This is a genomic window from Legionella fallonii LLAP-10 (genome assembly GCF_000953135.1).
Taxonomy (GTDB): domain Bacteria; phylum Pseudomonadota; class Gammaproteobacteria; order Legionellales; family Legionellaceae; genus Legionella; species Legionella fallonii.
In genome coordinates, this window is record NZ_LN614827.1 from 2359706 (window position 1) to 2386137 (window position 26432).

Here is a 26432-nt window from a genome sequence, read left to right on the forward strand (position 1 = left end):
GGAACGTTTGGAAAAGGTCTAATGTATCTTTGTTGGTGATTCAGCTACAATGTACGCAATACACTTATTTAATAAACAAATCTATGCACTCAACGCTCAACATCCTTATGGCTCAGATTAATCCTACAGTAGGGGCTATTGAATCGAACTGTAAAAAAATTATTGCTATTATTAATGATCATCAAGTGCAACACGATGTTATTATCTTCCCTGAACTAGCCCTTACAGGCTACCCTCCAGAGGATTTGTTGTTTCGTAAAGAATTTCATCAGGCTGTTACTAAAAACTTGAAAATCATTCAAGAAGCTACGAAAGAATGCCATGTGATTATTGGCCATCCTATGCAAATTGATGAATATTGCTATAACGCGGCAAGTATTTTCTATAAGGGACAAAAAACTCACGAATACCATAAACAGAATTTACCTAATTATGAAGTATTCGATGAATCACGATATTTTACACCTGGAAAAAAAGACCCCTGCATTTTGGAAATTCTGGGCTATAAAATAGGCGTCATTATCTGTGAAGATTTATGGCATCCAGGACCTGCTGAAGATCTGCTTCATCAAGGCATTTCAGTCCTCATTGTCATCAATGCATCGCCTTTTGATTTTAGTAAATACGACAGAAGAAGAACATTATTACGCTCCTATGCGGAACAAGGTATCTCTATTATTTATGTCAATCAAATTGGTGGACAAGATGAATTATTGTTTGATGGTCAATCCATTGCCATAGACAAAAAAGGAAACGTCTGTTCCCGTGCTCCTGCCTTTGAAGAAGATTTACGTAGCGTGCAAATAAATCATAATGAAGTCACAGGTTCTATTACTCCTTTATTGAGTAACGAGGCATTAATTTATAAAGCCTTAGTTTGCGGCACTAGAGACTATGTCCGCAAAAACAACTTTCCAGGCGCCTTAGTCGGGCTTTCAGGAGGCATTGATTCAGCCTTAACCTTAACTGTAGCGGTCGATGCACTAGGAGCTGATCAAGTTCATGCAGTTATGATGCCCTCACAATATACTGTCTCAATGAGTAATGAGGATGCGTTACAACAAATTGAAAAACTGAACGTCTCTCATTCTATATTACCTATAGAACCAACCTATAACACGCTAATGTCTACTCTGGAGCCTGTTTTTAAAGGATTGCCTTTAGATACCACGGAAGAGAATGTTCAAGCCAGAATTCGTGGGATTTTATTAATGGCGTTGTCTAATAAGACAGGAAAAATAGTATTAACTACCAGCAATAAAAGTGAGACCGCTGTTGGTTATGCTACTTTATATGGTGATATGGCCGGTGGTTTTGCAGTATTAAAGGATGTGTTAAAAACTCAAGTATATAACTTGGCAAACTATCGCAACTCTATTACCGAAGTAATCCCTCAACGCGTGATAGATAGAGCTCCCTCAGCAGAACTTAAAGACAACCAAACAGATCAAGACAGCTTGCCGGAATATGCTGTACTAGACGCAATAATAACTGCTTATATGGAAGAGGATTTAAGCCCTGATGAAATTATAGAGCAAGGCTTTAATCCTGAAATAGTACAGCGCGTTGTTACGTTGATTAAACGTAATGAATACAAACGCCGCCAAGCAGCTCCAGGTATCAAAATTAGCCCTATAGCCTTTGGCAAAGACTGGCGTTATCCTATAACTAATGGTTTTAAGTAGTCTCATGACGGCTCTAAGTTAAGTCGGCAATTTATTGCCCAATGGCGCTACCTTAAGTTTTTGTAGCCTGGATGAGCGCAGCGTAATCCGGGATTTCAGTGCACTGAGCTAGGGTATTCCCGTATTATGCTGCACTAACACGGGCTACGATTTTTTCTTCCTTTTATTAAGGTAGCACTATTGGCAATTTATTGCCCGACCTTATGTCATCCAGAGGGTAACGAAGGAGCCCTTTCATCGTAGGCTCCTCTGGATGACACAAGCAACTGTATCAAGGTTACCATTCATCTGCTTAAGACAATACCGTTGAGCGCTTACCTACGATGTAATTGAAATCCTTGCTCTGACCCATCTACGCTCGAAGTCCCCTCCTCAAGTTTAGGTTGATGGCCAAATAATTGAGTGACAGCAGCGTAGTTACTCAAATTTAAGCGCGCTTTGGGTGCAGAAGGTATATCTAGAGAACTAGCAGGTTCCTCTGATACCGTCGCCACAGACGCATCTTCAGGTACCTCTGGTACATCTAACATGTTCGCTTCTACAGGCACAGTACTCTGTGATGGCGCTTGTCTGGTCTCTAAACATCTCTCCAGTTCAGCAAACCGAGTTAAATCTAACTTATTAACTGTGGTTGTTGGTTTGGGGGGATGGCCGGATTTTTTGGGGCCTTTAGCCAGACAACTCATTAGTTCTTTTTTAAAAAAGTCCATGCCTGCCATAGCTGAGGTAGTACTTATCTGTAGCAAATAAGCTTTTAATTCAGGATACTTCTCTTCACTCAAAGGATTTTGCAAATCAAGCCATTTCTTTAATTGCGGATAAGCATCCAACGAAATAGTTTTCACATTCCCAACATGGTTAATCCAGGTAAGTGAATAGCCGTGTGGTTTACCTCGTAAAACAAAGGTAGCAGTCGTGCCTTTATCTATAAGAGCAGAGTTGCTGATGGCTTCATGAGTAGCATTCTTTTTAGGATTAACCATTAATTCCGCCTTTTTAAGAAAACTGCCTTCTTTAAGAAAATGGTCTCTTGCTTTAACACACTCATTTTTTATTAGCTTGGCAAGAATTTCATTGGCTTGATCCACGTCATTAACTTTATGCTCTACCAACAAAGCAATTAATTCTTTTCCATAGACATCAAGGTCATGTGCCCTACCGCCCAAATCTACCCAGGAAATAACCCAGTTACCTTCGGTTAACACTAAAGAAAAATGTCTTTTTTCAATATTATGTTTTGCAGAAACTTGAGCATCTCTCACATTATTAAAAAGAAGCACATTATCTACATTTATTGATTTTTTCGGCGCACTGCGATGAGTTGACGCGAGCTCATTATTTCTTTCTGCCACTGCTTTTTGAGTCGCTTGATATTGATACATAAAGTTATCAATTTTGTCGAGAATCTTATTTTTTACCTTGATAGTAATTGGATGCATTAATTCAGCTTCCAAAGGTTTATATCCTGGAACAGAGCGAATTAACTCAACAAATAAATAATAATTATAAGAGCTATCAGGGAGCCACTCCCCTTTACTCACTAAAATTTTGATTTCTTGTAAACGAATATAAGCCTCGGGAAATGCTTTAATACTTGAAATTGCCGTATCTATCTCAGGGCCTCGAGTACGAGTATATTGATAAAACCACCCGTAAAACCAAGACTCCGCTGGCTCGTTATATATTTTTTGTGCTGCTTCCATTGAAACGATTAAAGCGGCACGCCCTTCCTCAGACTCATCAGCTACTCGAGTTAATAATTTCTCAACAAAGTCATCTAAATGATCGGTTACTTCGGGTAATTCTCTTCCTTTCTGGGGCATGGTGAAACTCCTTTTTCGTGATGCGTACTCCATAATATAGTAATAAAAATTTTATACAAGTGACAAAATCATTGTGCTACTTTAAGTATAAAATTAATACTGCCTTATAAAGAGTAACAGAAGACTTGCAAATTTAAAGTAAAACGATAACATGAGCTAGAAAAAAAAATAATAACAAAGGGATGTCATGAGACTTACACTATTTTCTGCTGCTTTATTAGCAACTGGTATTACTTCCGCCGCCGTCCCAGTTGATGGCTGGTATACCAGTGTATTTGGGGGTTATACTTACGTACCTGACAACGTCAGATTTTATACTTTCTTTGGAAATTTTATAAATAATTCTTCATTTAACAGTGGCTATAACGCCGGGGGACGTGTTGGTTATCAAAGTAATCCCCTACGCTATGAAGTTGAATATACTTACATCCATGCTAATGCACGATATTATAACGTCAATTTTATTGGACAAACAGGAGTCAGCGGCTACTCTTCTGGAAATTTAGCCATGGCCAATGTGTACTATGATACCCCAGAAGTATTACCTTCTGTAGTGCCTTTCTTAGGATTTGGAATAGGCTATGCTTATCTCCAAGACAGACTTAATAGTACTGGTCCTTTTGGCAATACTTTTTTAAGTGTGAATGAAAATGCTTTTGCCTGCCAAGGAACAGCAGGATTTACTTATAATTTTGCTGAAAATTATGCAATGAATCTGGCTTATCGCTATGTATCAACTACCTCTACAAGCAGTGATTTAGGTCTTAGATATCAGGCTCATATCGCAAATGCTGGAGTTGTTTATCATTTTGATAATGGCAGTTATAAGTAAGGATGCAAAATGAAACAATTAATTCAGCTCGGTATATTCTCTAGCCTACTTATAAGTTCCACGACTTTCGCTATCAATAGCCACCCTGTACAAGGACTTTATATCGGATTATTAGCAGGAATAGCCCATGGTCCGAGCAACAATACAGTAACATTCGTAGAAGACGCCCAAAGATTTACAGGTACAGTATCCTATAGTCCTATAGGGGCTGGCGGAGGCGGTGTATTGGGCTATAAAATAGCTAATTTTCGCACTGAACTAGAGCTGCTCTACAATAGAATTTCTACTGGCCCCTTACGCGTTAATCCAGGTGACTGTACTCTTGAGAACGTAGATATTGTGACGCCTAGTGGCTTATGTACTTCGGGCACGTATGACAGATTTCAAGCTAAGGCTTTAGGGTACCAGGGTAGTAGTGCTGTGACCTATGGGTTACTTAATATGTATTACGATATTTTTACTCAAGAAAGCCATACAGATTTTTTTCCTTATATAGGAGTAGGTATAGGGGAGGCATACATCAGAGATTTTAGTAACTTTGTTAATACTAATACCACTTTTTCCCATGGTAATAATGTGAGTTTTAGCGCCCCGGCCATTCAAGGAATATTAGGAGCAGGATTCTTTATGGACGACTTCACTTGGGCTAGCATGGACTTACGTTATTTATCAACTACAAAAACCTACCCTCAATTGCAAAACAGAAGGTATGGCTTGATTGCGTTAATGTTTAACATTAGCTTTGCACTAGATAAGGGAGGTATAGATCTCGGTTAAAACCAGATCTTAATGTTTGGCTTCTACCCCATAGCCGTCAAGCTAAGGGGGTAAAGCCTTGCCTATCCTCAGCCCGAATGATTCCGGAGTATAATTACCTTAGCTTAATAGCAGTGAGGCCGAGTGGAGGGCCGGAGAAAGGTATTTCGCTGATAGCCTGATGGCCATAGGTCATTTTGACTCAACCTATTTTATTTTCTTACCAACCAGCCATCATGAATCATTTACCCATATTACTTAGATAAAGTTTTCCTATAAGGCTTGCACTGCGGCTCTTGCCATAAAGTAACAAATAATACCATCACTATAGGACCTAAAAATAATCCGAGTAGTCCTAATGTTTCAACTCCACCTAAAATACCAAAAAGTACCGCTAAAAAGGGTAGTTCAATAGCACCGCCAATTAAAACTGGCTTTATAAAATGGTCTGCTACAAACATGACTAGAGTTCCCCAAACAAGCACAACAATAGCACTAATCACGCTTCCCGTAGAGAATAAAATCAAGGCTACAGTAACAAAAACCACAGGAACAACAAAAGGAATCATTGCCGCTAATGCCGTTATAAACCCGGTTAAAGTTGGAGCCGGGAAATCTACCAAGGCATAACATATGCCCATCAATACCCCAACTCCTATGCCAACCACTATGGTTCCATTCACTGTAGCACGTAAAGCACTAGGAAGACGGTCAGAATAACGAAACCAACGTTTACCTAAACAGTACTCTCCTATATCGTGTATTTGTAAGAGTAATTTATCGGCATCTCTATAAAAAAAGAATAATGTTAATAAAGTAAATCCTACTTGAACACTGCGATGTACTAAATTAGCGCCTATCAATTTTAGGTAATAGCTTGTTGGGGTTATTGTCAAATGGAGATTCGATAAAAAGCTTTTAATATTCCCTGGTTTGCCTATATTATCATCCCAATATTTAACTAAATCCGTTCCAAACGCAGGAAGACTCTTAAAAAACTCTGGGGCAGCCCCGCCTTTTTCATTAACTTCCTGCAAAAAATTAATAAATAACTGTAACTCCTTAATCAAAATTCCCACCAACCAGCTCAAGGGTATAAAAAATACTAACCCCATTAAGATAGTGAATAACAAAGCAGATAAATTATCTCTTTCGCCAAAAAAAGTGCGCCATTTCTTATATAAAGGATAAGTAGCAATTACAATAATAGCGGCCCAAACCATCGAGGGGATAAATTTATGAATAATAAAAAGAGTCAGGCCAATAATCGCTATAGTTAATGCCGTACTAATCAATTCTTTATGATTTTCGTTCATTGAGCAAAACTCCAAGCTAGAATTTGCATAATGAGCCAAGCGGGAACCGCTGCTAATACGTCATCTAACATTATTCCTAAGCCACCGTGTACCTTCTGATCAATATAACCTATAGGTTGAGGTTTCCAAATATCGAAGAGACGAAATAAAATAAATCCCAAAATCATCCAAGAAAGTCCTGAAGGAGCTAAAAACATAGTTAGTAAATAGCCAACCACCTCATCCCAAACAATTCCTTTATAATCATGAATACCTAAATCTTGAGAAACCTTATCACTAACCCAAACACCGATAATGAAAGCAAGCAGCGTAAACGTGAGATAAACACTCCAATGACTACCTACAAGCAACAAGTAGATAGGCATTGCGGCTAAAGTCCCCCAAGTACCAGGAGCTATAGGCATTAAACCACTACCGAAGCCAAAAGCAATAAAGTAAATTGGATCTTGCCACACTCGATTCGCTATATTGACCTGATTCATTTTTACTCCTTTCATCCTAAATTATTAGTCCGACCAGGACGTATTGACACTATATATTAAATTCGCTCTAAAATAGTGGTGCGCTGTAGCGTGTCGCAGAGAAATTCGTCTATTCTTTATCCACATATCTTATCTTAAGCGCTCTCCATAGGCCTACCGCAAAAGCTATTTACTAGTTATTTTAGTGCTCACCGCTTAGGCGGTAAATCCATAGCGAAATATCATTCTTAGCTTCACCGCTATGGGCTAAGCTTTACCCCTCTAAAAATGCGCATAACCACGAGGCATTAACTGTTCGTAAGTATTATCCCCTAATTTCAATCGTAGCCCATTTTGTTCCTCTATCACACCAATGGGGTAGCATACTAAATTCTCTTTATGCAATGTCTTCATTAAAGAATCTAAAGAGCCAGATGAAACAGTAAAACATAACTCATAATCATCTCCCCCTGTTAATGCCAAGTCAACACCCTGCTCAGCCAAATATTTATTTAATAAAGCATGAGTTGGAATTAAATTCTTTGTTAAACAAGCACCGACGCCACTAGACACACAGATATGATTTAAGTCAGCACTTAATCCATCTGAAATATCTATAGCAGATGAAGCATATGAACGTAAAATAGGGGTTAAATCGATTCTCGGCTTTGGACGTAATAATTTCGCCATTAATTCATCTTTATCTTGTGGTGGAAGATCATCCATAGCAAGAAATTGAACGGCAAGGGCTGCTGCACCTAATACTCCTGAAACCAGAATGATATCACCTGGTTTAGCACCGCTTCGTCGAACAGCTCGCCCTTCTGAAGCAGTTCCCATAATAGTAATCGTAATACTTAAAGGGCCTCGAGTGGTATCACCGCCAATCAATGCTACGTTGTATTCACTCAAAGCAGCGTTGAAGCCTTGGGAAAAAGATTCAAGCCAAGGCTGATTTAACTCGGGTAGTGTTATAGCAAGCGTTGCCCAACACGGTTCCGCAGCCATTGCAGCCATGTCACTAATATTCACCACGGCGGATCTGTACGCTATATCAAAAGGTGTCCATTCCGGAAGAAAATGCACACCAGAAACTAAAGTATCCGTACTAACTAAAATATTTTTCCCTGAAGGAATTTTCAGGCATGCAGCATCATCGCCTATACCCAATAAAACATCATTACGCTTGGCAGAAATAGGCTTAAAAAACTGATCTATAAGATCAAATTCATTCATTATTGAGGCTGACCTCAACGGCGCGTACCTGTTTTGCTAGATTATTTAAAACCCCATTGACGTATCGATGCCCATCTTGAGATCCAAATTCTTTAGTCAATGATATAGATTCATCGAGTATCACCTTATAGGGGATTTCTGGGCAATGGAACAATTCAAATGCGCCTATGCGCAAGGTAGTTAACTCTATAGGATTCAAGCTATTTATTTCTCTATCCAAAAAAGGAGCAATACTGGTTTCTAACTCCGCAACATGAGCAGGGACTCCATGTAATAGACGACAGAAATATTCCCCATCTACTTTTTCCATATTATTAACAACTCGAAACTGAGTTTCTATCTCATGAAGATCGGTACCAGCCATTAGCCATTGATAAAGAGCCTGGAGTGCTAGTTTCCGTGCTCGCCTTTTACCTCTTATAGATTGCTTTTCCACTGTTACCTCATGAATTTAACTCGTATCTATTCTGATTACCTCTCCTCTTCATAAACAAGAGATGATGCATACTGAATAGGTACTTTAATTTTAATAGTTTTGTCTTTATAACCACTCATCAGCTTTATTGGCTAAAACACAGCGAGAACGTTCTTCATAGTGATGCAAAGTTCTATTTGAGTGATCTTCTGCTGTGCTCAGGGTGATGGAACGAGCGGTCACTTGTCTTCTTTCATTTGATCTATAGTTTGTCTAAAGTCGCTAACATCTTTAAATCGTTTATAGACTGATGCAAATCGTACATAGGCAACATGATCTAAACGAAATAGTTCTTTCATTACCAATTCACCAATGAGTTGTGAATCCATTTCACGCTCTCCTCTTCGGCGAATTTCTTGCGTAATCGATATAATCGCCTCTTCTAAAGCATCGACACTCACGGGTCTTTTTTCTAAAGCCCGCAACATCCCAGACCGCAAGTTATCCATATTAAAAGATTCTCTTCTTCCATCTCTTTTAATAACTAATGGCATAACCAATTCAGCTGTTTCAAAAGTAGTAAAACGCTCATGACATTCTAGGCACTCTCGTCTACGTCGGACTTGAGCACCATCCGCAACGAGACGAGAATCGACAACTTTTGTTTCTTCTGCATGACAAAATGGACAATGCATGATTAACCATAAACAGGAAATTCACGACACAAAAGCAGAACTTGCGTTTTCACTCTAGCAATGGTTGATTCATCGCTAATGTTATCAAGAATATCTGCTACCCAATTAGATAAAAGAGTTATTTCTTTCTCTTTAAATCCTCTGGTTGTCACTGCCGGGGTTCCTAAACGTAATCCACTAGTCACAAAAGGTGAACGCGGATCATTAGGTACCGAATTTTTATTGACCGTAATATTGGCTTTACCTAAGGCAGCATCAGCATCCTTACCTGTAATGTTTTTATTAATTAAATCAATTAATAATAGATGGTTATCCGTTCCCCCAGATACAATGTCATATCCCCTGGTTTTTAAAACATCACACATCGTTTTAGCATTACGTATAATTTGTTGCTGATACAGCTTAAACTCGGGCAATAATGCTTCCGCGAACGCCACTGCTTTTGCAGCAATGACATGCATTAAAGGTCCGCCTTGCATTCCAGGGAATACAGAAGAATTTAATTTTTTCTCAATTTCTTCATTAGCCTTGCAAAGGATTAATCCACCTCTTGGGCCTCTTAATGTTTTATGCGTTGTTGAAGTGACTACGTCAGCATATGGGAGAGGTGATGGATAAAGACCGACTGCGATTAATCCAGCAACATGTGCTATATCAGCTAATAAATAAGCCCCTACTTTATCGGCAATTGCCCTAAATCTAACCCAATCCAGAACTCTAGAGTAAGCAGAAAAACCAGCGACAATTAATTTAGGCTTACACTCTAAAGCTAAACGCTCTAAAGCATCATAATCAATTAAACCAGTCTGAATATCCACGCCGTATTCGACAGCTTTATAAAGTTTTCCTGAAAAATTTACTTTGGAACCATGTGTTAAATGACCGCCGTGTGGTAAAGCCATACCCAAAATGGTATCGCCCGGAGCTAATAAGGCCATCATCACCGCAGCATTAGCCTGAGAACCAGAATGAGGCTGTACATTAGCATAATCTGCATTAAATAGTTTTTTAGCACGTGTTATTGCTAATTCTTCAGCTATATCGACAAACTCACAACCACCGTAATATCGCTTAGCAGGATAACCTTCTGCATACTTATTAGTTAATACAGAACCTTGTGCTTCCAAAACCCTTGGACTTACATAGTTCTCAGAGGCTATAAGTTCAATATGCTCTTCCTGTCGGCGTTTCTCGTTAGAAATAGCCTGAAACAGTTCTTCATCAAAATTTTTTATAGTATAACTTCCGTCAAACATGAGTATTCCTTAGCTTGGAAGCACGATATTTACCTTGCTTTTATAATAATGTCGTTACGTACGTTTCTAACACCATCCACACCAGCTGCAATACTACCAGCTCTTTGTTTGATTCTTTGAGTATCTACAAAACCACTAAGTTGCACTTCGTCTTTATAGGTCTTAACTTTGATAAAAATACCATTCGAGCCCAACTGATCGACTAAGCTAGCTTTTACCTTGGTAGTTGTCGTAGAACTATCAATAAACTCACCGGCACTTTCAGTATATGGCGAAGTGCTGCAAGCAGTAATAACCAAAGAAAGAAACGCAATTAACAATATTTTAAGTGAGTCACGCATGAAGGCTCCTTAAAGAAAAATCGTTAATAGGGTATCACAAAATTAGCTTAGATACTAAGAACACTTTAGGTCAATTTTGTTATTTTAGTAACAACTCGTTGCTAAGGTAGGCTGGGCTATACAATAGTCCAGCCTACTTCTTATTAGTTATGTCCATGTGTTGCTTGTTGCGTCTCATCTTGAGATTGGGCTGGTTGCTGCGCTTGACCTTGGACATTATTAGTTTGCCCACGTGCGGCTCCAGGCACTACCACTGGTTTTCCAGTTGGTCGGGGACGTGCCGCATTATTATTTGCGCCACCATGTCCATGGGTATTTTGTTGTACTTGAACTTGTCCTTGTGGATTATGAGAATTAACAATAACTCTACTGCCACCATTTACATTGCCGTGTCCATGTACATTGTTATGTCCCTGATAAACTCTTCCCTGGGGTGCTGGTCTATAGTGTCCATTATTATGATGATGCTCTAAATCATGGCGCTCGACTTCTACTCGTGGCGGCGGTGGAGCGTAATAATTGTGTTCGTAATAGGGATCTTGTTCTACACAAGAAGTAAGTAACGGTAGCGCTAAAAGACAAGATACGAGGTATTTCATAAAAGACTCCTCAAAAAAAAGGAAAGTTCACTGATAAATGAACTTTCCTTGTATTAACTTAACTAACTAAATTTATCGAGCTGATACTTCGGCTTTAGCTTGATTCTTCAAGTAAGGAAGAATTCGAATAGTACTGTTTATGTTAGTCCAACCTGAGTAAAGAGTGTAGAAAGGTGACTGAACAGTAATATACATTTGGCTATGGCAATAGAAGTTATAGAATAAGCTTACGTAATGGGGGGCATCAAAACTGTAAATATCAAAAGCAATTGTTGAACCATCATCGTAAGTACCAAAAACGGTTACGTCAGTAAAGCTGTTATTTATAATTTCAATTTGGCAATAACCAGGATATGTCAAATTTTTTGAAATAGACTGTTTATCTTCAGCGGTTGCTTTTGGACTCATGTGTAAATTAGCTGCAAAAACGTTTGTAAACAAACTAAAACAAACTAAAAACAACAATGATTTTAACTTCATGGTTTACCCCTTAGTAAGATGGAAGCAGCATAGTAGCAAAGTATCCAATTTAGTCAATAGGTTTTCTTTCTACCCATGAAATAAATAAAATAGGAAGATTTACGCTCAATAAGTTAATGAATTAACACATATTTAATTTTTAAAAGGATCTATCTTTTTGTATTTTATTCAAGCAACGCAATATGAGATGTGTCGATTAATTAATCTCTTTGTTGCTCAAAATAAATCAACTAGCCATTAAAAGTGGCATTATTTTTTAATATTGCGCTCCCGTTAAATTGCATCTTTATGATATATTGCACCCCCAATAAGAATAATTACAAAATGTGTAGGGGAAGAATAATGAAAAAGCGCATGACTATCATGGGAATAGCCTTGTTGGTTGTTTTCGGTGGAATCATTGCGTTTAATCTAATTAAATCAATTATGATTAAACGGTTCTTCGCCAGCTATGTTCCTCCAGCAGTTAGTGTTTCCTCTGCAGTCGCCCAAACTGTAGATTGGCATCCCACTATTAGTGCCGTAGGTAATTTCGTAGCAACTAGTGGGGTTGATGTCAATGCAGAAGCCTCAGGAAAAGTAATAAAAATAGATTTTGATTCAGGTCAATATGTAAGCAAGGGGGCTCCGCTGATTACTATTGATGATAGTGTTGATCAAGCTTTGTTAACGTTTAACCACGCCGAGCTTACCCTTAAAGAATTAAATTACAAACGTCAAACTGACCTATTTAAACGTGGCGCCACACCCAGTTCCAGCGTTGATGAAGCCAAAGCAAATCTACAACAAGCTCAAGCTAAAGTGGCTCAGATTCAAGCCCAAATCAACCAAAAACATATTACCGCCCCCTTTTCAGGTCGTTTAGGTATACGTCAAGTTAACATTGGACAGTATGTTACTCCAGGACAAACCTCCATTGTCTCTCTGCAATCTTTAGATCCTTTGTTTCTTGAGTTTTACCTGCCAGAGCAACTTTATAAGCGCATTCATTTGAATGGAACTATTTTGTTCACAGTACAAGGATTTCCTAAAGCAATTTTTGAAGGGACTATCACTGCAGTCAACTCCAAGATTGATTTAAATACTCATAACGTACTCGTTCAGGCAACCTTACCCAACTGTTCTGTAGGGGCAATAAAAGATGCGGAACACTCGCCGCTTCTCAAAACACGTAAAGAAGTTAGAGGCAATAAATTAATAGTCAGTTGTAATAGCAGTTTAAATGAACAAAATAAAATTAAAGATTATGCCTTTATACCCGGAATGTTTTCTTCCATAGAGATTAGTCAACCTGCCGAGCCAGGAACTATCGTTGTACCGTCAACAGCAGTCTCTTATAGCCTTTATGGTAATGCTGTCTATGTCATAGAAAAAGATAAAGAAGGAAAGAAAGATCCTAAGGGTCAAGACCTATTAACTGTAAAACGTGTTTTCGTTACGACAGGGGAACAACAAGGTAATTACACCGTCATCAAAAAAGGAATTAAAGCAGGTGATGTAGTAGTCAGTACTGGGGATTTAAAACTGCAGAATGGTACCCCCGTTACTATTAACAACAGTGTCCCACTCAATAGTGAGAGTAATCCGAATAATTTGGGACAATAATGCATGATTTGTTGTTGAGCCAATGGCTCAACCTACATTTACTAATATTTGCAGGCTTTTCGCAGGATAACTTATGAAATTTACTGATTTATTTATCAAACGTCCCGTTCTTTCCGTTGTAATCAGTATGCTGATTCTTCTGTTTGGTATTAACTCAATTAATAAAATGCAAATTCGTCAATATCCACGCATGGATAATACAGTAATCACTATTACGACCAGCTATCCCGGTGCAGATGCGGATCTTATTGCAGGCTTTATTACCTCCCCTTTAGAAAACGCAGTGGCTAGTGCTGAGGGTATCGATTATATGACCTCATCGAGCGTTCAAGGTCTAAGTACTATTACCTTAAACATCAAGTTAAACTTCGATCCACAAATCGCTTTTACTGATGTAATGAGTAAGGTACAACAAACAATTAATCAATTACCTAAAGAAGCACAACAACCCGTGATTCTTAAAAAATCAGATTCGTCCACGGCATTGATGTACATCAGTCTTGACAGTAAAGACATGACCCCGCAACAAATTACCGACTATGCGACCCGAGTGGTTCAACCTCAACTGCAAACGGTTGATGGGGTAGCAAAAGCAGAAATTTTGGGAGGCGCCACTTACTCCATGAGAATATTTCTTGATCCTATAAAAATGGCGGCTCTCAACGTAACTCCGGCCGATGTTTCTGTAGTGCTTGCCAGCAATAACTTTTTAACTGCAGCAGGAAGCACCAAAAGCGAATATGTTGCGATTAACATGACAGCAAAGACAGATCTAAATGATACGGACGCATTCAGCAAGCTCATAGTCAAATCAGATAAGGGGTCTATAGTCCATTTACGAGATATAGCTAAAGTGGAGTTGGGCTCTCAAAGTTACGATAGTTCAGTGACTTTTAACGGTAAAAAAGCGGTCTTTATTTCCATCACGCCAACACCAACAGCAAACCCTCTCACCGTCATTAGTGATACGCGCAACATAATGCCATCGATAGTTAAAGAGTTTCCTCCATCACTAACCGGCACTATAGTTTATGATGCAACAGACTTTATTAGAGCATCTATTGAAGAAGTTGAACACACTATTATAGAAGCTGCACTTATAGTAATTGTGGTTATCTTTTTGTTCCTCGGCTCACTACGCTCGGTTTTAATCCCCATTGTTACTATTCCATTATCTCTTGTTGGTGTTTGTACTTTAATGCTGGCATTGGGATACAGTATTAATTTGCTCACGCTGCTGGCATTCGTGCTAGCAATTGGTTTAGTGGTCGACGATGCCATTGTCGTTGTAGAAAACGTGCACCGTCATATAGAAGAAGGTAAAAGTCCTTTTGAGGCCGCTCTTATAGGTGCAAGAGAAATTGCCACCCCTGTTATTGCTATGACGATTACCTTGGCAGCCGTTTACGCACCAATAGGTTTTATGGGGGGACTAACTGGCGCATTGTTTAAAGAGTTTGCTTTTACTCTAGCAAGTGCGGTTATTATTTCAGGAGTCATTGCTTTAACCCTATCGCCAATGATGTGTTCTAAAGTATTAACTAAGGACAGCACTAGCGGGAAATTTGTTCATTTTCTCGATAATCAATTTAATAAACTGAAAGTGGTTTACCAAAGGATTTTGCATGGCTTATTAGAAACTAGACTTATCATGCTGCCTTTTGCTGCTGTTGTTATCTTAATGTTGCCTTACCTGTATCTGCATACAGCGGCAGAAACAGCCCCAGATGAGGATCAGGGATTCTTTTTTGTTATGGCAGTTGCCCCTCAATTCGCAACTCTGAATTATGTCGAAACATTCACCAAACCTTTTGATAAAATTTATCAAAGTTTTCCCGAAGCAGAAAATTATTTTACTGTTAATGCAAGCCAGCCTGTATCAGGTTTAGTGCTCAAACCATGGGGGAAGAGAGCTAAAAGTCAATTTGCGCTGAAGCAGCCATTGCAGGACAAGTTGTCAGAAATTACAGGGCTTAATGCCTTTGCTATAGTACCGCCCCCCCTCCCGGGTGGTGGTGGCGGCACACCAGTCCAGTTCGTAGTCAAAACGACCAATGATTTCCAAAGCTTATTTGATATTTCCAATAAATTAACGGATAAGGCTAGAAAAAGTGGTTTATTTATTTACGTTGACAACTCATTAAAATTTAACCAACCACAAATAGAGCTCTCTATTAATCGCTCAAAAGCCGCTGAAATGGGGTTAGACATGCGTGCCATAGGAAGCAGTCTAACTAGCGCTCTATCAGGTAACTATGTAAATTACTTTAATCTTGAAGGAAGAAGTTATCAGGTAATCCCCCAACTCGATCGTAAATTCCGCCTAACCGCAGAACAATTAGGGCAAATTTATGTGAAAACCATGTCAGGCACCATGGTGCCCTTATCAACTGTTGTATCCCCGAAAGAAAAAACCCAACCTAATGCAGCAACTCATTTCCAACAGCTTAACTCTGCTACGATTCAAGCGGTGATGATGCCAGGAAAAACCTTAGGTGAGGGTTTGCAATTTTTACAAAATGCCGCAGATGAAACCTTGCCCAAAGGCTTCAGCTACGATTATGGTGGTGAATCAAGACAATTTATGCAAGAAGGAAGCGCCTTACTCTTCGCATTCTTGTTTGCTATTATTATCATCTACTTGGTTTTATCAGCCCAATACGAAAGCTTCCGCGATCCGTTAATCGTCCTGATCAGTGTGCCGATGTCTATTTGCGGCGCTCTAATTCCACTGAATTTAGGACTAGCCAGTATTAATATCTATACTCAGGTAGGCTTAATTACTCTAATTGGTCTTATTAGTAAACACGGTATTTTAATTGTCGATTTCGCTAATCATTTGCAACGAGAGAAAAATCTTGATAGGCGGGCAGCGGTAGAAGAAGCAGCAGCGATTCGCTTAAGACCAATATTAATGACTACTGCAGCTATGGTTTTTGGCGTACTTCCTTTGCTTATTGCCAGCGGAGCTGGAGCTGTTAGTCGTTTTGATATAGGCCTGGTTATCTCGGCCGGATTACTGATTGGCACCTGCTTTACTCTATTTGTGGTACCAACCATGTATACTTATATCGCTGAAGATCATCGCACTAAAGGTGATCAACCTATTATTGAACACCTTTAAGTGTTCGCGCTGTATCGTCGTAAAGCTATGTTTGGCTATTTCCGAATTGCCGACGAAAGTCGGCATCCATAAAAGGTTTAAAAGCTGATGGATACAAGCTTTCGCCGGTAATTCGTCTGAATCGGGTAATTTGTTACCCGCTCCTCTTGCATAACACCATAAAAAATCTCTGCGTCCCTACAAGGCGTTTGGTTTGAAAATAAAGAGTAAATCGAGGGGCTTAGAAAGATATTTCATTCTTAATAGTACGGTTATAGACCAACGATCCAGTTCATCACTTCTCGTTGCCAACTCCTAAATACAACCGTATTGCGAACAGTTACTCCCCTTGCAAAATGTGATACTATTCTACGTTTTATTAGTACGGGCTAAAACATGGATAAAACCTATTCCCCAGAAGCAATAGAACAAGCTTATTATAAGAAATGGGAAAGTCAGCATTATTTTCAACCACGTGGTGACGGTAAACGCTTTTGCATTATGCTTCCCCCTCCCAATGTAACAGGAAGCCTTCATATGGGGCATGGTTTTCAGCATACTATTATGGATGCCTTAACCCGATATCACCGTATGTTAGGGGATAAAACCTTATGGCAACCAGGGACGGATCACGCTGGAATTTCCACTCAACTCGTCGTTGAAAAACAATTAGAAGCGAAGGGAATTGCACGAAAAGATTTAAGCCGAGAAGAGTTCCTTGATTATGTTTGGAAATGGAAAAATGAATCAGGAAATACCATCACTCAACAGATGAGGCGTTTAGGCGCTTCGGTAGATTGGGACAAAGAGCGTTTCACTATGGATGAAGGCTTGTCTGCAGCCGTGCAGAAAGTGTTTGTCCAGCTTTATGATGAGGGGTTGATTTACCGTGGCACTCGTCTGGTTAACTGGGATCCCAAGTTAGGTACGGCAGTATCCGACCTTGAAGTACTTTCCGAGGAAGAAGACGGTTTTCTCTGGCATATTCGTTATCCTGTAGTCGATTCTACAGAGTTTGTCGTTGTAGCGACAACTCGTCCCGAAACACTACTTGGTGACTCGGCAGTGGCTGTTCATCCAGAGGATCCGCGCTTTCAACATTTAATTGGCAAGCACGTGCATCTTCCTCTTTGCGATAGAACTATTCCGATTATTGCCGATGAATATGTAGACAAAGAATTTGGTAGTGGTTGTGTTAAAATTACCCCCGCCCATGATTTTAACGATCATGAAGTGGGTAAACGACATAATCTACCCCTAATCAATATCTTAAATAAAAAAGCAACAATCAATAAAAATGCCCCATTAAAATATCAAGGCATGGATAGATTTGTTGCCAGAGAACAAATAATTCAAGATTTAGAAAAAGAAGGATTTCTCACTAAGACAGAACCACATAAATTAAAGGTACCTCGTGGTGAGAAATCTAACGTTATCATTGAACCGCTATTAACTGATCAATGGTATGTCAAAATAAAACCTCTAGCAGAACCTGCTATTGCCGCAGTTAAGAAAGGTGAAATCCGCTTTATTCCTGAGAATTGGACTAAAACCTATTTTCAATGGATGGATAATATAGAAGATTGGTGTATTAGTCGCCAATTATGGTGGGGGCATAGAATACCAGCTTGGTATGACAGTCAAGGTAATATTTATGTAGGGTATAGTGAAAATGACGTTCGCTTTAAATACAAAATTGATGAAGCAACGCCGCTAAAACAAGATGAAGATGTCTTGGATACTTGGTTCTCCTCTGCCCTATGGCCTTTTTCTACGTTAGGCTGGCCTGAACGTACTCCAGAACTCGATCAATTTTATCCTACATCAGTTCTTGTTACTGGTTTCGATATTATCTTTTTCTGGGTTGCCCGCATGATTATGATGGGATTGAAATTTACCGGAAAAGTTCCATTTAAAGATGTATTTATTACTGGGTTAATTCGTGACAGTGAAGGACATAAAATGTCTAAGTCTAAAGGGAATGTGCTCGATCCTTTGGATATTATCGATGGAATAGATCTTGAATCCTTACTGGCGAAACGTACTTCTAATTTAATGTTGGAATCAGTACGTAATCGAATTATTAAAGCGACCGAAAAAGAATTCCCCAATGGAATTAATGCTTACGGCACCGATGCCTTACGTTTCACTTATTGTTCTTTGGCATCTACTGGCCGTAATGTTCGTTTTGATGTAGGTCGCGTAGAGGGCTATAGAAATTTCTGTAATAAATTATGGAATGCGGCACGTTATGTCTTATTAAATACCGATGAAGAGCGAGTTGATTTCGGCGATGGAGCCTTCCAGTACAGCCCCGCAGATCAATGGATATTGTCCCGTCTACAACATACTATAGGGAAAGTACATCATTACTTTGAAACCTACAGATTTGATTTATTGGCTAACACCCTGTATGAATTTGTTTGGCATGAATACTGTGATTGGTACCTTGAGTTATCTAAGCCAGTATTACAAGACGAACACTCTCTCGGCGCCCTGAAAAGGGGAACACGGGGAACCTTAATTCATGTGCTGGATCAGATATTAAAGCTCCTACATCCTTTAATGCCATTTATTACCGAAGAGATTTGGCAAAGAACAACAAAGTTCACTAGTGAAAATGGGGTCAGCATCATGCTAAGTGCTTATCCTCGAGTCAACGAAGAGTTTATTAATGACACTATTGAAGAGGAGTTGGATTGGTTAAAGGCAGCCATTCAAGCAATAAGAACGATACGAAGTGAAATGTCCATCACTCCATCAAAGCTTATTCCTCTATGTATTCGCAATTGTACTCCCGTGCTCAGAAACCGTATTGAGAAATATCAACAGATTTTAACAGCCATGAGTAAAATCAAGGAAATAAAGTACTTAAATGCCGATGAAAAAGCACCAGTGTCAGCAACAGCCGTGCTAGGAGAAATAGAATTATTAATTCCTATGGCCGATTTAATCGACAAAGAAGCTGAACTTACTCGATTAGCTAAAGAAGTCGCTAAATTAGATAAAGACATTAGCCTTGCTCAAGGGAAATTAAGTAATCCTAAATTTACAGATAAAGCACCGGCGGAAATTATAGCAAAGGAACAGGAAAAACTGGCTCAAGCACAACAAGCTAAGGAAAAACTGTTGGAGCATCGAATGCGTATTGAAGCATTGTAATTAAGGGAAATGTAACCGTTCATGCAGTGACGTCAACTTAAAGGATGTGTAGCCCGGATTAGACAAAGTCGTAATCCGGGATTTTAGGCAACTTCCTACCGGTGAGTTATTGTTGCAGTGATTTCAACTAAATCAGCGTTAGAGGGAGAGTTGACATCAAAATTTCCAGCATGGATTTGTCTATCTTCTGTAGAAAAGAACCGCTTATCGAAAAACCCAGCATTTTGACGTCTTAGCTTCATTGGTCCTTCTGGAAGCACATCTGGATTAGACTCTTTAACTTTTACCCCGTTTACTCCAGAATTAGCAAACTTTACAGCACCGGCATAGCTTGCAATTTTATGCAAAATTCGCGTGTTGACATCAAAAAACTTAGACATATTTATTCCTCATCATTATTCATTCGGCGGCTAATGGTATACAAATAACCTTAAGATAATATTAAACTTTGACTAAAAAGTAAAAAAAGATTACAAAAAATTGCCTAATTAAAGTTTTCTATAAAAATTTATATTTATCAATTGGTTATTTGAATAATGGGTGACCTCTCAATATCCATGGGATGACATTTTGTCCCGGACTTACCTTACTGCGCTACTGATGAAAGCAAAGAAATAACCGCTGCCTGCCCTAATGGTTCTGTAGGATTAAAATCCATAGCTACCGCAAACCCCAAATGAGCATCATCTTGTATATCTCTGCCTTCTTTTAATACCTCTCCTACTCTTTTGCTAATCGTCATAAGAGCCACCTCGTCCATGTAGGTCGGATAGTGGTTATCATTTCTTATCATTTGAGTTAGGGAGACATAAAAAGCGTACTTCAACAAGTATAATGCATCCTCAGACAGATACTGCAAAAACGTGCATTGCCCCTGTTCTGCGACACAATATAAATGTGTTAACTGATAATCATAGGGAGAAAACTCATGCTCAAGAATATCCGTTTTTGCAGTTTTTTCACTCTGACACCGATAAAATAGAAGATGTTCTGTATGACTTTTTTTATCAATAATTTTAAAAGAGCCTTGAAAAATAAAAGGAGGAGCCCAAACGGCTACTAATATCAAAGTTTCTATATTAATGGGTGTGTAGTCTTTTTCGTTATTACTCATTTATAACTCTAGTGCTTTTTTATCTACTTTTTAAGATATAAAGTCTAATAATAAATTGCCCTTCGGGCAAGGAATTGCCCGACTTATAGGTGCTTGCGACGAAGGAAATCCTTCGCTGCGCTTTGGATGACCATAATAGTAAAAGCAGCAACTACTGGATGCAGTTCAAGGCAGGTAGCCCACTATTACGGCCTATATTGGGGTTGTTCTACATCAATCTCAACCTTCGATTTCACCATATTTGGCACTTTAAAGAATGAAGGAGAATCTGATCTCTTAAAATTATCTCCTACAGAAAGATCAAGATAGTCAGGAGGACTCTCTGATTGCAATACTTTCTCTTTGGGCTTATTTAAATTCACCGCCAAGTCCAAAGCCTCAAGAGACTTAGGTAAGGATTCCGCTAAAGTAGGATTGTCGACCAAATCAAGTTCCTCCAATTCTGGTTCATGATCATTTGAATTAAAATAATCACTGACCATCATACCCAGATAGCGAAAGCCACGAACAATGAATAGATCCGTTAAGCAAACGAGGAAATAAATTGCAAGGATTGGAGATAAAAGAGTTACTATAGCTATAGTATCCCAGGTCCATGAGAAAGGCTCCTCTGTCTCTAGAGCTTTATTGGGATCTTGTAACAATGAATAAGAGCTTATTGCATATTCATTGAAATAGTATGATTCATAACCTCTTTGCTTATAGTAATAAGTGAACCAGCTGATAAAATCTTTATCATTATCAAACCGATACCATCCTGAATTGGAGTCAAAGAAGTGGTACTTATTATCGATAAAGCAAAAACCTAGAGCATGTCCACCAATATAGGTCATGACATTTAAGTTATAAACCTTATTGGGATCTTTTTGGGCTTCATCAACCAAAGATTGTGCCATCTCTTCAGTGGATGTATAAAAGACGTAGTCTGAATTTTGCACGTAATCAATAGTTTTATTAATAGCCAGTTGCTCGGAGCTTGTCTTTGGGCCAGAGAGCCTAGAAATCAACTTATCTACTGATGCCTGTAATTCTTGATAAATACTAATTTCCTTAGTAAGAGCAGCTAAGTGGTTTATTTCAGGGTATTTACGCGCTAGTAAAGAGTTAAACAGAATAGGTTGTAACGTTCGTTGTTGATTGACATCCAAACCGAAAGGTCTCTCTTTTTTGAGAATTTGAGCAGCCCATTTAGCCACATAACCAAAACACTCTCCATTAGAATCACCAATACGAGGTTCCAATCCTTGATTCACTGGCATCATTATAGTGCCATGGTAATTTTCAGTGGTTTTGTTGTAAAGGTTGTCCATTCGTTTCGCGAATTTATTATATTTTTCCGCGTATTTTTTGCTGTACGTGTCCAGTTTCTCTCTCTGATCCAAAACTCCTTGAACGTCGCTAAGAACTCCTTTTAAAGTAGTAATGTAGTGATAATTCCAATGAGGACTTTGGAAAGAGAAATAATGTGTTTTACCTATTTCCTCTTCAAGTGCGGCCTTTAGACTATTAAGCTGTTCTATATTAACGGTAACAGCTAGAGTTTCTAAGGCACTCCATTGACTGTTCCCTTTAAGAATGTTCTGAATAAAATCTCTTTGAGCTTCACTAAAATTATTATTATTTTGCGATTGAACAAGACTTAAATAAGTGTTAAATAAATTGGCCATAATGTCATCTAATTATCTATATAGATTATAATAGAGCCAAAAAAGTATCATAATTTAGACAAAAAGAAAAGTTTATAGGCAAGTATCGTGTCAAAATTAGATTTGCCCCTTGTTTGATTGCCTAAGGTGTTATGGTTTGTTATCAGATAAGCCGAGATTGATGATGGTTGAAAGCCACTGAAATGACATCCTAACTAATAGTCGCCCCCTTTACTAAACTCAAGACAGTAAAGGCCCCCTACCTATAAATAATAATTATAAGATAAAATATCGAGCTTAATGCACTAGGATAAAAGAATAGCCACTGCTTTACCTTGGGATTTTAATGAATGAAAGTCAGAATAATCATAATGCTGCTATATTAATATATATCATTTTGAAATGTATATTTTGAACAGTTAGGGTAATATAATTGCATCAACACACAATATGGGGTTCGTATGTCAATAACAGAATATGTTGTTCAATATGGTTTTTCAATTAGTTTATTGGCAAACGCGGCGTTATTTATTCCGCAAATAATTACTTTAATCAAAAAAAAATCAGCTTTAGGCGTCTCTTTAATTACTTTTTTTGGGTTTAATATCATTCAAATTTTTACCATGCTACATGGATTGTTAGAAAAAGATTACCTCCTTGCTGGAGGATATTTATTAAGTCTCATCACTTGTGGCTGCGTTTCGTGCTTGATTGTTTATTATAAATACATCCAAAATCGTCAATGATAAGGGATATTATGAACAAACTTATTGATATTCATGATGAAGAACATAATATTCTTTCCTTACTCCCTTACTCTGTATGTGCTCAATTAATTAGCAAAAATCAAAAACTAGCTGATTTATATTTTATGAAATCAATTATTGATTTCTCTATTAATGCTCTGGAGCTTTTTTTAGCAGGTAAATTAATGCTATTTGATGCTCAAGTAGGAGAAAACCTATGTCAAATCAGAGCTTACAAAATCCTTAATCTTGCCCAAAAATGGTTATGCTCTCCTATACCTAAAAACCAGTTTTCTCAAGAAATAGAGCTATTTCGCAAGCATAAGGAACACCTGGAACACATTATTTTTGAGTGGGAAAATACAATAAAGCATTCGAAAACTTATAATAAAAGCCTTGATAGTAAAGAAAATATTGGTGATTTTTTCGCAAGACAGAAACTATTAATTCCTTTGCAAGATGATTTTATTTTTATAATTGTCTGTTATTTTTTATCTCATTTTAATATTAGAGAAAATCAAATACCAGTTGCCATTAACCTAGAATACATTAGTAGAGAATTTCATATTTCTAAATACCGTTCAAAACGATTAACTCATAAATATCAACAACTTATTTGCACTTTAGGATGCAATTTTATAATAAAGATCGCTCATGAATTGCCTGAACGATATGGGTTCGTCAATATGTTACCAACTTTATATAAAACCGCGGATGAGGACAGAGCCGTACTCCCCTGCTACACCGTAAGTGAGATTATTTTATATCACAGTATCAAAGAGCAATTGCCTATATTGTTTGTTACTCATCAGTTAACGGAGCAAAAAAAACATTTACAGCCCCATAAGGTAATCTACTTTTTATTAGCAAAAACCCAAAATAACAATGAATTCTCTCTTGTTCCAACAAAAAATTTTCTTTTGGATTATTGTATGGTGGTATCAGGTGAAGTTCATTATAAAGAAAATAGCTCCATTGAATCGCCTCAAGAATATATTAATCGTGTATTATGGCAAACTCCATTAAAATTAATTTTAGCTAATACCGCCAGTCACCCTCAGTATTCTGGAAAAAAACTGGAGGCGCTGAGAGACAACCCATTCCAATGCATGGAATTAGGCCATGATGTAGAAAACATAAAAATGCATGAACATAATTTAATTAATATGCAGCAATTTGCCTTAACTTCGGGATGCACAAAGCAGAATCCTTCTTTGTTTTTTTTAAGGCATATCTATAGCAGCTCGATCCAAGAGGAGATTAGCCAATTGGAAAAAAATTACACCGGCCCTGTTTTAGAAGCCTATCAGGTAATTAACTCATAAAATTGTAAAAGGCGCGTTTATGGCAAGCAAGGACTGTTCGAATTTAAACCAAATCGATTTATATAAGCAACTGTTTGAAACCATTCCAGTACACATTTACTGGAAAAACCTAAAATTTGAATACCTGCATTGCAATTTATTACAAGCTAAAAATATGGGTTTTTCTTCACCGGAACAAATTGTAGGCAAAACAGATTATGAGCTGTTTTCAAAAAAAATAGCAGACCAAATTAGAAAAAATGACTTGGAAGTAGTTTTTAAGAAAGCCCCCTGTATTTTTGAAGAGTCCGGCGAAGATATTAGTGGTTCCTATCAAGTCTACTTAACTCAAAAAATCCCAATAATAAACAAAAAAGGAGAAATTAGTGGTATAGGTGGTATTTCAATCAACATAACCGCCAGAAAAAATGCAGAAGAAAATATTCGTCAAGAAAAAGAAAAAGTAGAACAGACTTTGGCAAACATTATTGAAAACTTGCCAGGACATGTTTATTGGAAAAATAAAAACTCCGTCTATCAAGGTTGCAATTTAGCTCAAGCAAAATCAGCTGGTTTCGCATCCGCTAAAGAGATGATCGGTAAAACGGATTATGAAATGCCTTGGCGTCATGAAGCCGACCTTCTTCGTGAATCTGACTTAGCGGTAATCAACAATAAAGAAACCATAACGACAGAAGAAGCCTCACAGTTAGCCAATTCAGATCAACTATCTATTTTCTTGTCTAAGAAAGCTCCCTTATACAATAAACAAGGGGAGGTTATAGGCATATTAGGAGTTTCTTTTGATATCACCGATCGTAAAAAAATAGAACAAGATCTTTACTTAGCACAAATTGCCGCAGAAACAGCGAATCGGGCTAAATCCGAATTTCTACGCAATATGGAACATCAACTTCGTACCCCTTTTAGTGGCATATACAGCATAGTGCAGATGTTAGCTGAAACTGAAATTGAGACTGAAAAAAGAGAACTGTTAGAACTTACCTATGGTTCTGCTAAAGAGTTCCTGGATTTGTTAAATGACATTATCGATTTTTCGCGCTATCAAGCAATATATGCCGCAGTTCTTGAAAAAAAATTCGATTTAAAAAAATTGATTGAAAAAATAGTAATGATGCAGCAGGCCGCTGCGGTCTCCAAAAAACTTAAATTAAGCTCGGAATATCCCGACGATCTACCATCAATATTTATTGGAGATCCTTACAAACTACGACGCATTTTGCTCAACCTTGTAAGTAATGCCATTCGTTTTACTTCCAAGGGCTCAGTCTCAATCCAAGTCAAATTAGGAAAAATAATTGATGAAAAAAATCTCATTTTACAGTTGGTTGTGATTGATACGGGCATAGGGATCCCTGCTGAAAAACAGTCTCTTATTTATGAAAAGTTTTATCGTATTCACCCCGCGAATCAAAATAAATACCTAGGGGCAGGTCTAGGATTACATATAGTCAAACAATTGATGAACGAATTAGGTGGAGAGATTGAATTATCCAGCACCCTTGCTAAAGGAACAACTTTTGTTTGCACCATACCCTTTAAAAGACCGTTACTAGATGCTCTAATTGATGAGAATGACGATTAAAACTCACTATGGACCTTGATTCTCTACAAACCTATCAAACACATAGGGAACTATTTGACGGCTTATCCCTTTCATTGTAATGGGGGGACGACGGTGCGCCACGGCTATATCATGGACTTGCATATACGTTTCATAGCTCATAACGATGAATCCAGACTCAGCATTCGATTGCAAGCGCGCGGCAAGATTAGCTGCGGCCCAATAATGGTATAGCCCATGCGAGTATCACTACCGCGATAAGTGATATCTCA

At 38.2% G+C, this 26432-nt stretch carries 23 protein-coding genes; 9 read left to right on the plus strand and 14 right to left on the minus strand.

Going from position 1 to position 26432, the window contains the following annotated elements:
• Window positions 1–83: 83 nt before the first annotated feature.
• Complete coding sequence (locus tag LFA_RS09495; RefSeq protein WP_045095977.1) at window positions 84–1685, plus strand: NAD+ synthase; 1602 nt, start codon at window positions 84–86, stop codon at window positions 1683–1685.
• 314 nt (window positions 1686–1999) lie between these two features.
• Here LFA_RS09495 and LFA_RS09500 read toward each other — a convergent pair whose 3' ends face one another.
• Window positions 2000–3508: a hypothetical protein gene (locus LFA_RS09500; protein ID WP_052673925.1), complete on the minus strand. Its 1509-nt coding sequence runs from the start codon at window positions 3506–3508 to the stop codon at window positions 2000–2002.
• A gap of 187 nt (window positions 3509–3695) precedes the next feature.
• On the opposite strand from LFA_RS09500, the gene LFA_RS09505 reads away from it, so the two are divergent.
• Both LFA_RS09505 and LFA_RS09510 read left to right on the plus strand, forming a co-directional pair.
• Window positions 3696–4340 carry an outer membrane protein gene (locus LFA_RS09505; protein ID WP_045095978.1) on the plus strand — a complete coding sequence of 215 codons (645 nt, stop codon included), beginning with the start codon at window positions 3696–3698 and terminating at the stop codon, window positions 4338–4340.
• A 9-nt stretch (window positions 4341–4349) separates the two neighbouring features.
• On the plus strand, window positions 4350–5117 hold the full coding sequence (locus LFA_RS09510; protein ID WP_052673926.1) for a P44/Msp2 family outer membrane protein: 768 nt from the start codon (window positions 4350–4352) through the stop codon (window positions 5115–5117).
• A gap of 233 nt (window positions 5118–5350) precedes the next feature.
• Here the strand turns inward: LFA_RS09510 and LFA_RS09515 are convergent, their stop codons facing one another.
• The 9 genes from LFA_RS09515 to LFA_RS09555 form a co-directional block, all read right to left on the minus strand.
• Window positions 5351–6412: an AI-2E family transporter gene (locus tag LFA_RS09515; RefSeq protein ID WP_045095979.1), complete on the minus strand. Its 1062-nt coding sequence runs from the start codon at window positions 6410–6412 to the stop codon at window positions 5351–5353.
• On the minus strand, window positions 6409–6894 hold the full coding sequence (locus LFA_RS09520) for a phosphatidylglycerophosphatase A family protein (protein ID WP_045095980.1): 486 nt from the start codon (window positions 6892–6894) through the stop codon (window positions 6409–6411). The genes LFA_RS09515 and LFA_RS09520 overlap by 4 nt, the downstream gene beginning before the upstream one ends.
• 261 nt (window positions 6895–7155) lie before the next feature.
• The gene (gene thiL, locus LFA_RS09525; protein ID WP_045095981.1) at window positions 7156–8109 is read right to left on the minus strand and encodes a thiamine-phosphate kinase; all 954 of its coding nucleotides are present in this window, start codon (window positions 8107–8109) and stop codon (window positions 7156–7158) included.
• Window positions 8102–8545: a transcription antitermination factor NusB gene (gene nusB / locus LFA_RS09530; protein WP_045095982.1), complete on the minus strand. Its 444-nt coding sequence runs from the start codon at window positions 8543–8545 to the stop codon at window positions 8102–8104. Before nusB ends, thiL begins: the two co-directional genes overlap by 8 nt.
• A gap of 218 nt (window positions 8546–8763) precedes the next feature.
• The gene (nrdR, locus tag LFA_RS09535) at window positions 8764–9219 is read right to left on the minus strand and encodes a transcriptional regulator NrdR (protein ID WP_045095983.1); all 456 of its coding nucleotides are present in this window, start codon (window positions 9217–9219) and stop codon (window positions 8764–8766) included.
• A 2-nt stretch (window positions 9220–9221) separates the two neighbouring features.
• Window positions 9222–10475 (minus strand): serine hydroxymethyltransferase, encoded by a 1254-nt coding sequence (gene glyA, locus LFA_RS09540; RefSeq protein ID WP_045095984.1) that lies wholly within the window; start codon window positions 10473–10475, stop codon window positions 9222–9224.
• A gap of 29 nt (window positions 10476–10504) precedes the next feature.
• Window positions 10505–10816: a BON domain-containing protein gene (locus LFA_RS09545; protein WP_045095985.1), complete on the minus strand. Its 312-nt coding sequence runs from the start codon at window positions 10814–10816 to the stop codon at window positions 10505–10507.
• A 143-nt stretch (window positions 10817–10959) separates the two neighbouring features.
• Window positions 10960–11415: a hypothetical protein gene (locus tag LFA_RS09550; protein ID WP_045095986.1), complete on the minus strand. Its 456-nt coding sequence runs from the start codon at window positions 11413–11415 to the stop codon at window positions 10960–10962.
• 72 nt (window positions 11416–11487) lie between these two features.
• Window positions 11488–11895, minus strand: a complete 408-nt coding sequence (locus LFA_RS09555; protein ID WP_045095987.1) for a hypothetical protein — start codon at window positions 11893–11895, stop codon at window positions 11488–11490.
• Between the two features lie 342 nt (window positions 11896–12237).
• Here LFA_RS09555 and LFA_RS09560 point away from each other — a divergent pair, with 342 nt between their 5' ends.
• The 3 genes from LFA_RS09560 to LFA_RS09570 all read left to right on the plus strand — a co-directional run bounded on the left by LFA_RS09560 (window position 12238) and on the right by LFA_RS09570 (window position 19765).
• On the plus strand, window positions 12238–13500 hold the full coding sequence (locus tag LFA_RS09560; RefSeq protein ID WP_045095988.1) for an efflux RND transporter periplasmic adaptor subunit: 1263 nt from the start codon (window positions 12238–12240) through the stop codon (window positions 13498–13500).
• A 73-nt stretch (window positions 13501–13573) separates the two neighbouring features.
• Window positions 13574–16624, plus strand: a complete 3051-nt coding sequence (locus tag LFA_RS09565) for an efflux RND transporter permease subunit (RefSeq protein ID WP_045095989.1) — start codon at window positions 13574–13576, stop codon at window positions 16622–16624.
• Window positions 16625–16999: 375 nt separating this feature from the next.
• Entirely contained in the window at window positions 17000–19765 is a 2766-nt protein-coding gene (locus LFA_RS09570) for a valine--tRNA ligase (RefSeq protein ID WP_045095990.1), read from the plus strand.
• 95 nt (window positions 19766–19860) lie between these two features.
• Here the strand turns inward: LFA_RS09570 and LFA_RS09575 are convergent, their stop codons facing one another.
• The 3 genes from LFA_RS09575 to LFA_RS09585 form a co-directional block, all read right to left on the minus strand.
• On the minus strand, window positions 19861–20145 hold the full coding sequence (locus LFA_RS09575) for a hypothetical protein (RefSeq protein ID WP_045095991.1): 285 nt from the start codon (window positions 20143–20145) through the stop codon (window positions 19861–19863).
• 206 nt (window positions 20146–20351) lie between these two features.
• Entirely contained in the window at window positions 20352–20879 is a 528-nt protein-coding gene (locus LFA_RS09580) for a hypothetical protein (RefSeq protein ID WP_045095992.1), read from the minus strand.
• 185 nt (window positions 20880–21064) lie between these two features.
• Complete coding sequence (locus LFA_RS09585; protein ID WP_045095993.1) at window positions 21065–22546, minus strand: hypothetical protein; 1482 nt, start codon at window positions 22544–22546, stop codon at window positions 21065–21067.
• Between the two features lie 440 nt (window positions 22547–22986).
• Here LFA_RS09585 and LFA_RS09590 point away from each other — a divergent pair, with 440 nt between their 5' ends.
• Genes LFA_RS09590 through LFA_RS09600 form a run of 3 tightly spaced genes read left to right on the plus strand, consistent with a single transcriptional unit; the run spans window position 22987 to window position 26181 of the window.
• Window positions 22987–23271, plus strand: coding sequence for a PQ-loop domain-containing transporter (locus LFA_RS09590; RefSeq protein WP_045095994.1), 285 nt, complete (start codon window positions 22987–22989; stop codon window positions 23269–23271).
• A gap of 11 nt (window positions 23272–23282) precedes the next feature.
• The gene (locus LFA_RS09595; protein ID WP_045095995.1) at window positions 23283–24596 is read left to right on the plus strand and encodes a hypothetical protein; all 1314 of its coding nucleotides are present in this window, start codon (window positions 23283–23285) and stop codon (window positions 24594–24596) included.
• 19 nt (window positions 24597–24615) lie between these two features.
• Complete coding sequence (locus LFA_RS09600; protein ID WP_052673927.1) at window positions 24616–26181, plus strand: PAS domain-containing sensor histidine kinase; 1566 nt, start codon at window positions 24616–24618, stop codon at window positions 26179–26181.
• Window positions 26182–26187: 6 nt separating this feature from the next.
• Here LFA_RS09600 and LFA_RS20490 read toward each other — a convergent pair whose 3' ends face one another.
• A complete protein-coding gene (locus tag LFA_RS20490) occupies window positions 26188–26322 on the minus strand; it encodes a hypothetical protein (RefSeq protein ID WP_269447712.1) in 135 nt (44 codons plus the stop codon).
• Between the last annotated feature and the right edge of the window lie 110 nt (window positions 26323–26432).